Origin of the sequence: Mesorhizobium sp. M7A.F.Ca.US.014.04.1.1 (genome assembly GCF_003998745.1) — a bacterium.
GTDB lineage: Bacteria > Pseudomonadota > Alphaproteobacteria > Rhizobiales > Rhizobiaceae > Mesorhizobium > Mesorhizobium ciceri.
The window spans coordinates 1-9,138 of record NZ_RZRW01000142.1 but is presented as its reverse complement, the minus strand read 5'-3'; the positions used below and the strand labels follow the sequence as shown (position 1 = coordinate 9,138).

10 protein-coding genes and 1 pseudogene are annotated in these 9,138 nt (G+C 64.3%); 3 read left to right on the top strand and 8 right to left on the bottom strand.

Annotation, left to right across the window (positions count from 1 at the left end):
* Window positions 1–226 (bottom strand): annotated as a pseudogene (locus tag EOA22_RS38815) (ACT domain-containing protein); the annotation flags it as partial.
* A gap of 239 nt (window positions 227–465) precedes the next feature.
* On the opposite strand from EOA22_RS38815, the gene EOA22_RS12315 reads away from it, so the two are divergent.
* The 3 genes from EOA22_RS12315 (at window position 466) to EOA22_RS12305 (ending at window position 2,292) form a co-directional block, all read left to right on the top strand.
* Window positions 466–1,371 (top strand): bestrophin family ion channel, encoded by a 906-nt coding sequence (locus EOA22_RS12315; RefSeq protein ID WP_063169560.1) that lies wholly within the window; start codon window positions 466–468, stop codon window positions 1,369–1,371.
* Between the two features lie 112 nt (window positions 1,372–1,483).
* Window positions 1,484–1,894, top strand: a complete 411-nt coding sequence (locus EOA22_RS12310; protein WP_063169559.1) for a DoxX family protein — start codon at window positions 1,484–1,486, stop codon at window positions 1,892–1,894.
* Window positions 1,895–2,028: 134 nt separating this feature from the next.
* Complete coding sequence (locus tag EOA22_RS12305) at window positions 2,029–2,292, top strand: glycine zipper domain-containing protein (protein WP_013528799.1); 264 nt, start codon at window positions 2,029–2,031, stop codon at window positions 2,290–2,292.
* Between the two features lie 84 nt (window positions 2,293–2,376).
* On the opposite strand, the gene rpsP is transcribed toward EOA22_RS12305, so the two are convergent.
* The 7 genes from rpsP to EOA22_RS12270 form a co-directional block, all read right to left on the bottom strand.
* On the bottom strand, window positions 2,377–2,778 hold the full coding sequence (gene rpsP / locus EOA22_RS12300; RefSeq protein WP_013528800.1) for a 30S ribosomal protein S16: 402 nt from the start codon (window positions 2,776–2,778) through the stop codon (window positions 2,377–2,379).
* Between the two features lie 37 nt (window positions 2,779–2,815).
* Entirely contained in the window at window positions 2,816–3,142 is a 327-nt protein-coding gene (locus EOA22_RS12295) for a chorismate mutase (RefSeq protein WP_013528801.1), read from the bottom strand.
* A gap of 7 nt (window positions 3,143–3,149) precedes the next feature.
* Window positions 3,150–4,760: a signal recognition particle protein gene (gene ffh, locus EOA22_RS12290; protein ID WP_024504031.1), complete on the bottom strand. Its 1,611-nt coding sequence runs from the start codon at window positions 4,758–4,760 to the stop codon at window positions 3,150–3,152.
* 290 nt (window positions 4,761–5,050) lie between these two features.
* Window positions 5,051–6,001 (bottom strand): CPBP family intramembrane glutamic endopeptidase, encoded by a 951-nt coding sequence (locus tag EOA22_RS12285; protein WP_013528803.1) that lies wholly within the window; start codon window positions 5,999–6,001, stop codon window positions 5,051–5,053.
* A 170-nt stretch (window positions 6,002–6,171) separates the two neighbouring features.
* Window positions 6,172–6,771: a DUF1236 domain-containing protein gene (locus tag EOA22_RS12280; protein WP_063169558.1), complete on the bottom strand. Its 600-nt coding sequence runs from the start codon at window positions 6,769–6,771 to the stop codon at window positions 6,172–6,174.
* Window positions 6,772–6,834: 63 nt separating this feature from the next.
* A complete protein-coding gene (locus EOA22_RS12275; protein ID WP_013528805.1) occupies window positions 6,835–7,932 on the bottom strand; it encodes a putative zinc-binding metallopeptidase in 1,098 nt (365 codons plus the stop codon).
* 91 nt (window positions 7,933–8,023) lie between these two features.
* The coding region (locus tag EOA22_RS12270) for an FAD-dependent oxidoreductase (RefSeq protein WP_127389991.1) at window positions 8,024–9,138 on the bottom strand (1,115 nt) is incomplete at its 5' end.

Below are 9,138 nucleotides of genomic sequence, written 5' to 3'. Positions count from 1 at the left end.
GCGTGGTGATGGCGGCGAGGAAGCCGACGGCTTCCAGCGACGAATGGATGTTCAGCGTCAGCATCCGGCAGCGGAACGAAGCGGTCAGTGCCGCGGCGTTGGCCTCCTCCTCGGTCACGATCAGCGTCACACCCTCGCGCTCGCGAAACACCATCACCGGCTCAACGCCTTCCGGCTGAGGGACGCCGGGTGCCAGCGTGACGAAGACATAGGCGCCGGCGAGCAGCTCCGGTGTCATCGACGCCAGCAGTGTCTTGAGATCGGTTTCGCCGGCCATCTGTCTTCCCTCGCCTGCAAAAAACGGGCCGCAGCCCACGTGCTCTTCAATATCCGCGACCGGCGCGTGCCGATAGTCCAGGCGCTGCAAGGACGACATGGCGATGTCGCTGGCGGCTGGGCTTGCAGAGCTGTCGCATCGCACAATAGAGAAGCTGAGGGCCAGTGCCGGTCCGTGAAAGGCCTTCGATGATCGTTCGCCCGCGCCCCACATTCCTGCAGCTGTTCTTCATCATGCGCGGTTCGGTCGTGCCACGCATTCTGCCGCAAATATTGGGCTTCGCGCTTTATTCCGCGATCATCCTGGCCGCGGCGCGCCGGTTCCAGCTTGATTTCAGCGTCTTCAACATCACGCCTTTCGGCCTGGTCGGCGTGACATTGTCGATCTATCTCTCGTTCCGCAACAACGCCGCCTACGACCGTTGGTGGGAGGCGCGCAAGCTGTGGGGCGCGCTGGTCTTCGAAATGCGCAACCTGGCACGCGCCACCACCAGCCTCATCCCGGACCAGACCGAACAGCGCGCCCTGCTGATGGAAGCGCTCGCCTTCTGTCATTTCCTGCGCGGGCAGTTGCGCAAGATCGACAGCATGAAGGATGCCCGTGCCTTCATCGACGCGGAGGCGGACAAGGCAGCAGCCTTTTCCAATCCGGCGGATGAGATGGTCAGGCGCATGGGCCGGCGTGCCAATGCGCAGCGCCTGGCGGGCGACGTCGACACGATCGGCTTTCGTATCCTCGATGAGAGGCTCGCGTCGGTCGCGGCCATCCAGGCCGGCTGCGAGCGGATCGCCGGTACGCCCTTGCCGTTCGCCTACACGCTGCTGGTGCATCGCACGGCCTATATCGTCTGCCTGCTGCTGCCGATCGGCCTGATCTCGACCACCGGTTGGGCGACGCCGCTGTTCACCGCGCTGATCGCCTACACTTTCTTCGGCCTCGACGCGCTGTCGGAAGAGCTCGAGGATCCGTTCGGGACCGAAGCCAACGACCTCGCTCTCGACAGCCTCTGCCGTGTCTGCGAAATCTCGGTGTTCGAGGCGCTTGGCGAAACGCCGCCGAAGATGATCCCGGCGGAAAAGTTCTATTTTTCGTAGGCAAAGGCGCGCGGGCTTAAAAGAATCTGCCCCGCTGTCGGATCGCCGCTCCATGCCACGTCCTTGGTTCGACCCCAGCAAGAAGGGGATAGAACCATCAGGAGGGACCATCATGAGCATTTCCGAAACCGCGCCCGTCTCGCCGGGCGCTTTGTGGACCGGCCGCGCGCTCAGCGGCGTCATCGTGCTGTTCATGATCTTCGACGGCGCCATCAAGCTGCCGCCGCTCGATATCGTCATCCAGACGATGGTACCGCTTGGCTGGCCGGCCGATCCGAATGTCGCGCGCATGCTTGGCGTCATCGGCCTGATCTCGACCGCTCTCTACGCGCTGCCGCGCACCTCGGTGCTCGGCGCCATCCTGCTTACTGCCTATATGGGCGGCGCCATCGCCACCAATGTCCGCGTCGACAACCCGCTGTTCTCGCACATTCTGTTCGGCGTCTATCTCGGCATTATCCTGTGGGGTGGCCTGTATCTGCGCGATTCCAGGCTCCGCGCGCTGATCCCGTTCAGCCGTTAGATCCGGATCGAAGCACCGCTTTCGGCTCGAAGCCTGAACCCTTTGCCGGGCAATATCTCAGGGATCGAATCGTCGAGTTGCGAGTTAGAGATTCGCCCGGCGGCGGAGGCGGCTCCTATCGGAGAGGAACGACGATGAAGAAAACGATGCTTTTGATGGCGCTGCTGGTGCCGCTCGCCGCTTGTTCGCAAACGGAAAAAGGCGCGGCCGTAGGCGGCCTCGGTGGCGCTGCCGTCGGTGCGGCCGTCGCCGGCGATCCGGTTGAAGGCGCCGTCGTCGGTGGTGCTGTCGGCGCTGTTGCCGGCGCGCTGATCGGCCGGGCGAGCGAGCGTGGCGAATGCCGCTACCGCGATAGCCGTGGCCGCGTCTATATTGACCGCTGCCCGCGCGGCTATTGACCGGGCGGCTTTTACAGACAGGGTCGAATGAAAAAACGGCGGGCACATGGCCCGCCGTTTTCCTGGATGCGATAGAGCAAATACTTATTCGGCGGTTGCGGCTTCCGCCTCGGCCGGTGCAGCCGCGGCGGCGGCAACGGCAGCAGCGGCATCTTCCTGCGCCTTCTTCAGAAGAGCAGCGCGTTCCTGCGCCTTCTTGCCCGGCTCGGCCTTCTTCGGGTTGGAACGGGCGTCGCGCTTGACGAGGCCGGCCTCGTCGAGGAAGCGCAGCACGCGGTCGGTCGGCTGGGCGCCATGCGCCAGCCAATGCTTGACGCGGTCGGCGTCGACCTTGACGCGTTCGCCGTCCTTGGGCAGCAGCGGGTTCCACGAGCCGATGGACTCGATGAACCGGCCGTCACGCGGCGAACGGGCGTCGGCAATGACGACGTGGTAGTAAGGACGCTTCTTCGAGCCCGCACGGGCCAGTCGGATCTTCAAGGGCATTTCTTTTCTCCTAAAAACTAAGTTCGTTGATTGGGTTTCAGTTGGTTTTCGTCACGCCGTTGGAAGCGGCGATCTGTTCGTGGTGGCGGATCACTTCGCGGACGACGAAGTTGAGGAACTTTTCCGCGAAATCCGGGTCGAGATGGGCATCCTTCGCCAGTTGGCGAAGCCGGGCGATCTGCTGCTGCTCGCGTGCCGGGTCGGCCGGCGGCAAGCCATGAGTCGCCTTCAGCACGCCAACCGCCTTGGTGCAGCGGAAGCGCTCGGCAAGCATGTGGATGAGGGCTGCGTCGATGTTGTCGATCGACGCCCGGTAATCTGCCAGGAGGGCGCGGGCGTCGGCCATGTCCTTTTCTTCGTTCATGGCGTCCTCACTTCTTCTTGCCAAGGCCGGGCAGCCCGCCACCGCCGAGGCCGGGAAGCCCGGGAAGTTTCATGCCGCCGGGCAAACCTGGCATGCCGCTGGGCAGGCCACCGCCGCCGGGAAGGCCTTTCATGCCGCCGCCTAGGCCGGCTGCCTGCGCCTGCTTCTGCAAGGCTTCGAGCTGCTTGGGATCCATCTTCGACAGGTCCGGCATGCCGCCGCCCATCATGCCACCCATACCGCCGGGCATCATGCCGCCGAGGCCCATCTTGGAGGCGAGGCCGCCCATCATGCCGCGCATCAGGCCGCCGCCTTTGCCCTTGCCGCCCATTGCCTTCATCATGTCGGCCATGCCGCGATGCATTTTGAGCAGCTTGTTGATTTCGGCCGCGTCGGTGCCGGAACCGGCAGCGATGCGCTTCTTGCGCGAATGCTTGAGCAAATCGGGATTGGCGCGCTCTGCCTTGGTCATCGACGAGATGATGGCGAGCTGGCGGCCGAACATCTTGTCGTCGAGACCGGCGGCGGCCATCTGGTCCTTCATCTTGCCCATGCCGGGCATCATGCCCATGATGCCGCCCATGCCGCCCATCTTCGACATCTGCTGAAGCTGGCCGGCGAGATCGTTCAGGTCGAACTTGCCCGACTGCATCTTCTTGGCCATCGCCGCCGCCTGTTCGGCGTCGATGTTCTCGGCGGCCTTTTCGACGAGCGAGACAATGTCGCCCATGCCGAGGATGCGGTCAGCGATGCGCTTGGGGTGGAATTCCTCCAGCCCGTCCATCTTTTCGCCGGTGCCGATCAGCTTGATCGGCTTGCCGGTGACGGCGCGCATCGAAAGGGCAGCACCGCCACGGCCGTCGCCGTCCATGCGGGTCAGCACGAGACCGGTGATGCCGACGCGCTCGTCGAAGCTCTTGGCCAGGTTGACGGCGTCCTGGCCGGTCAGCGAATCGGCGACCAGCAGGATTTCGTGCGGGCTCGATACCTTCTTGATGTCGGCCATCTCGACCATCAGCGGCTCGTCGATATGGGTGCGGCCGGCGGTGTCGAGGATGACGACGTCGTGGCCGCCGAGCTTGGCCGCCTGCACGGCGCGGCGCGCGATGTCGACCGGCGACTGGCCGTCGATGATCGGCAGCGTGGCGACCTTGACCTGTTCGCCGAGCTGGCGAAGCTGCTCCTGCGCGGCGGGGCGCCGCGTGTCGAGCGAGGCCATCAGGACCTTCTTGTTCTGACGCTCGGAAAGACGCTTGGCGATCTTGGCCGAAGTGGTCGTCTTGCCGGAACCCTGCAGGCCGACCATCATGATGACGACCGGCGCCGGGGCATTGAGATCGATGGCGACGCCTTCAGCGCCGAGCATGTCGACCAGTTCGTCATGAACGATCTTGACGACCATCTGGCCGGGCTTGATCGACTTGACCACGGCAGCGCCGACGGCCTTCTCGCGCACCTTGTCGGTGAAGGAGCGCACCACTTCCAGCGCCACGTCGGCTTCGAGCAGCGCACGGCGCACCTCGCGCAGCGCCGCCGAGACATCAGCCTCCGACAGCGCGCCGCGGCCGGTCAGGCCGTTCAGGATCGAACCAAGACGTTCCTGTAGCGATTCAAACATTCGTTTTCCTTTTCCCTGGCACCCGGATGGTGCCCGAGAGGTAATGCGTTCGCGCCCAGTGTCCAACCAAAAGTCCAAGCAAAAGCCAAAACCAAAAAGCACCCGGGGGCGCTCAGCGCTGCCGGGTGTTGGCCTCCAGGATCGATTTACAGCACTTCACCTCAAAGAGGTTTCGGCGTCCTGGTCGGCTTGCTCGGAGGGATACTCGTCGCGGAATTCGGGGCGTGTAGACAGGAAATCTGCGCAAGAGTCAAGACAAGGGCCGGGTAGCGTCATTCCCGGACCCGCATTCAGGCCGTGCTCGCGCGGTCCGGAAGCTCGGCGGCGACCTTGAGCGGCGAGCGCGGATGCAAAAGCAGCCCGATGGTCAGCAGGCTGCAGGCGATGCCGATGAAGGCGATGAGAACCGCATCCGACGTTGCCCAGCCCGGTCCCTCGAGCGGCCTGGCGTTGAACAGGGCGAAGGAATTGTAGCTTTCCTGATGCGAGATCAGCAGGAAGCCGGTCAGGTTGTTGCCGAGATGAGCACCCAGCGCGGCGCCGAGATTGCCTGTTGCGTAAACGACAAGCGTCAGCAGCAACGCGAAAGCGGCGATCGACGCCAGCACACAGGCGTTGATGGCTGGCGACGAACTCGCACTCCAATGCAGCGAGGTGAACAGCAGGGCCGGCAGCAGCGCCCAGATGAACGGGCTCTTGAACCGGCTGGCCAGCCCGCGCAGCAGGTAGCCGCGAAACAGCAACTCTTCCGACGAGGTCTGCAACAGAGTGAGCGCGGCGATCGGGATCGCAAACAGCAGCCAGGACGACAGGCTGATCGGGCCGCGCGCGATCTGCGGCTGCAAGAGATAGAGCAGGATTTCGGAGATCAACGAGGTGATCAGCACCGCGATCAGCCCCTTGAGGAAGCCGGACCATGAAACACGCCGGCTGTTGCCGAGCAGCGCCGACAGCTTCTCGCCATGCACCCAGCGCATCGCGACCCACAGGCCGATCCAGATGCCGGCGAACGAGACGAGCGCGGTGAGAATGCCGATGGGCGAGGCGAGGAAACCCTGCATGCCGGATGATGGGGCCGCCTGCCGGGCGAAGAAGGCATAGGTGCCGCCGACCAGCACGGCCACGGTGGTTGCTGCCCAAAAAAGGACGACGATCCCCGTTCCGAGCAACAGGCGCGGCAAGGTCGTCCTGGCGTTCGGCGAATGCCTGTAGCGCTCGAAGGCGGCCGGATCGATGGTCACGCGGGCTCCTTTGCCAAAGTCATCGCCTATTGACTAACCGACCGCCGGAAAAATCGGAAGTCTTCCGCAAAGGACAATGCTCAGAGCAGCGTCGGCGCACAAGAGGCGACGCTGCGGTGCCGCCTGCCGGCGGCCGCTGCTGTGGCAGCGGCCGCTTATGTCAATTGTCGTCAGCGCACGACGTACATGATGCGCCGGGTCTGCGGATCGATCAGCGCCCGCTGGCCGTTCACATAGACATAGCGGTAATTGTAGTCTGGAATCTCGCGCAGCTCGACGGTGTCGGGCAGGGTCGCGCCGGTGACCACTTCGCCATCGAGATAGATGGGATCGAGGCGGTGCGTGTCGACATAGGTGCGGACTTCAGCCGGGGGCGGCGGGAAGTCATCGACGACCGGATCGCTGGCGATGATCGCGCCGGTATAATCGGTCGAGTAGTTGCCGATGTCCTCCGGCGGCGAGACGACAGCAACGCTGGCGCGCCGTTGCGTCAGCACCACCCGGCTGCCGCCTATATCGGCCGTCACATAGTCGGAATAGACCCAGCCCTGGCCGCCGGCCTCGGCTATGGTGCACCATTTGCTGTTTTCGATGCAGCCATTGAGCGTTGCCGACTGACCGGCGGCGAGCACGCCGATGACAGGGTATTGCGGGCCGGGTCCGGCGCGAACGTTAAGATCGGTGACGGCTGAGACGGCGGTGTCGGCAAACGCGGCGCCCGACATCACGGTCAGCATTCCGGCGACCGCCGGAAACAACAGGGATTTCATGGTTTCTCTCCGTTTTCATGGTCCCTCGCCAGCGAAAACGGGGCAGCAGCTCATGCGTTCCCGCTAAAGCGCCTGTGCCAACTCACGATTTGTTCCCTGTTCTCCAGGCAAATCGGTCAGAAGTTCGTGAACGAAGTCCAATTTCCGCGCCGTGACGTCCGAAATGACAAAGGGATAGAGGTCCGGCAGGCCCATGCAGCGGTTGATCGAATTGGAGGCTTCCGACAGCACCAGCCAGCGGGCCAGGATCTTTTCGAAAGACTCGGGCGCGGTCGGCGGCTCCGAGGGTGCGGCCTGCAATTCGCCGCCTGTGTCGCCGCGCGGCAAGTCGTTGGCCTCCACCGTCTCCAGCCGGCCGAGCGGAAAGTTCAGTGCGTGCACCATTTCCAGCGTGTCGGTGATGTGCAGGTGGTGAGCCCAGGTCTCGGCCCAGTCCTCCCATGGATGCGAGGTCGCATAGGCCGAGATGTGGCCTTGCTGCCAGTCGGGCGGCGCACCATTGGCATAATAGGCCTTCAGCGCCTGTTCGTAATCGGCGCGGTCATCGCCGAACAGTGCGCGGAAAGCTTCGAGCCGGTGCGGATCGTCGCGGATCAGGCGGTCCCAATAATAGTGCCCAAGCTCATGACGGAAATGACCGAGCAAGGTGCGGTAGTTCTCGCCCATCTCGACGCGGCGCTTTTCGCGCTCGGCCGAATCCGCCTCGGCGACGTTGAGCGTGATCAGGCCATTGTCGTGGCCGGTCAGGATCCGCTCGCCGCCGGGGCCGCCGCCGATCGGATCGGCGAGGAAGTCGAAGGCCAGCCCGATCTCGTCGGCGGGGTTCTGCTTGGGCGCCACCGGCAGCCCGAAGGCCAGCAGCGAATAGATGGCGCGCTTCTTCGCCGCTTCGACACGGATCCAGCGGCGGCGGTTGCCGTCGACGGAGAGATCCGGGATCAACTGGTTGAGCGCACAGGCGCGGCAAAAGGCGTGTCCGGGCTCGGCCATCCAGTTGCAGGCGCATTCATCGGCGTTGGTGCACTGGAAGATGCCGTCGGCGCTCGCCAGCGCGAAACAGGCGTGCTCGGGATCGTAGAGCACGGGGTTCCCGCAGTTCAGGCACTGGGCGTTCTCGAAATAGATGCGATGGCCGCAATGGGGGCAGTCGAAGAGTTTCATGTCGGTCTCAATTCACCGGAGGTGACATAGATGTTCACGGCGGCCCGTGCCCAACGCGAACAGCCGCGCGGCGTTCCACATTTTCCTGAAGCTATTTGGCCGCAAGCTGGGCGACAACCTGTCTTGCCACCGCTTCGCCCGACAGCCGTGCGCCGCCGCAGGTCTGCATCAGCGGGCCGGCCAAGTGCTCGCCGGCGAAGAAGATCTTGTCGGCCACCGGCTGCATGAGCGCGGCGCGCGCCAGTGAACGGCCAGGGCGGGCGGCGACGTAGGCGCCGCGCACGAAGCGCTCGCCGCCCCAATTGGTCATCATGGCGCGTCCGACATGCTTGCGCGTATCGCCACCGAAGATGCCGCACAGCCGGTCGACGACGAAGTCGATGCCGGCCGCCTCGCCGGCCGCCGACATTTCCCAGGCGAAATCGCCGCCGACGAACCCGACCATCAGGTCAAGGTCGAACGGGAAGCACAGGAAATAGATGTCGTGCCTGGCCATCCGTTCGATCAGCAGGTCGTCGAAAGGCTGCAGCCCGAGCCTTGTGCCCGATATTTCGACCGGCAATTTGGTCAGCATGCCCATCGGCAGGTCGAAGAAGGCGCCAAAATGGGTGTCGGGCAGGGCCGGCGAGAACGCGAACTCCTCGAAGGCGAGCACCGCCGGCGAAGCGGTCACGATCACCGCTTTGGCGCGGACGGTGCCGCGATCGGTGACGCAGGCGACGCCGGGCACGTCCCACAGGATCTTACGCACCGGCGTCGACAGTTCGACCGGCACGCCGGCGCCGAAACGCGCCACCAGCGCGCCAAGGCCCTCCTTGCTGAAGTAGTTCGGGTCGAGATCGGCGGCGGCTTGGAAGTCCAGGATCGAGATTTCGTCCTCGTCGGCGCCGAAATCCATCGGCCCGGCGAAGGTGGCGGCGGCGCGCGGCGCATGGCCTTTTGCCAACAGCGCCGAAAGACGATCGTCATCTCCGTCCTTCACTTCATGCCTGGCCAGCAGTTCGAACAGCTTTGCGTCGGCGGCCTTCATGTCGGCTTCTTCCGCTTCGCTCGCCTTGCGCTCGCGGTAGTAGAGATGATCGACATTCATGTCGTGATGATGCAACGTCCAGCCTGCCACTTGCGCTTCGGGAAAATAGGGATTGCGGTCGGCGGCATGCAGCCAGGCGCAGCCGATGTCGAAAGGCACGCCGAAATGCTGGTCGC

Bases quoted from the DNA above. Each gene is read 5' to 3' on its own strand.
- EOA22_RS12280 (WP_063169558.1), bottom strand. From the start codon at position 6,771: ATGAAATCCCTGTTGTTTCCGGCGGTCGCCGGAATGCTGACCGTGATG.
- EOA22_RS12275 (WP_013528805.1), bottom strand. From the start codon at position 7,932: ATGAAACTCTTCGACTGCCCCCATTGCGGCCATCGCATCTATTTCGAG.
- EOA22_RS12310 (WP_063169559.1), top strand. From the start codon at position 1,484: ATGAGCATTTCCGAAACCGCGCCCGTCTCGCCGGGCGCTTTGTGGACC.
- EOA22_RS12315 (WP_063169560.1), top strand. From the start codon at position 466: ATGATCGTTCGCCCGCGCCCCACATTCCTGCAGCTGTTCTTCATCATG.
- ffh (WP_024504031.1), bottom strand. From the start codon at position 4,760: ATGTTTGAATCGCTACAGGAACGTCTTGGTTCGATCCTGAACGGCCTG.
- rpsP (WP_013528800.1), bottom strand. From the start codon at position 2,778: ATGCCCTTGAAGATCCGACTGGCCCGTGCGGGCTCGAAGAAGCGTCCT.
- EOA22_RS12295 (WP_013528801.1), bottom strand. From the start codon at position 3,142: ATGAACGAAGAAAAGGACATGGCCGACGCCCGCGCCCTCCTGGCAGAT.
- EOA22_RS12305 (WP_013528799.1), top strand. From the start codon at position 2,029: ATGAAGAAAACGATGCTTTTGATGGCGCTGCTGGTGCCGCTCGCCGCT.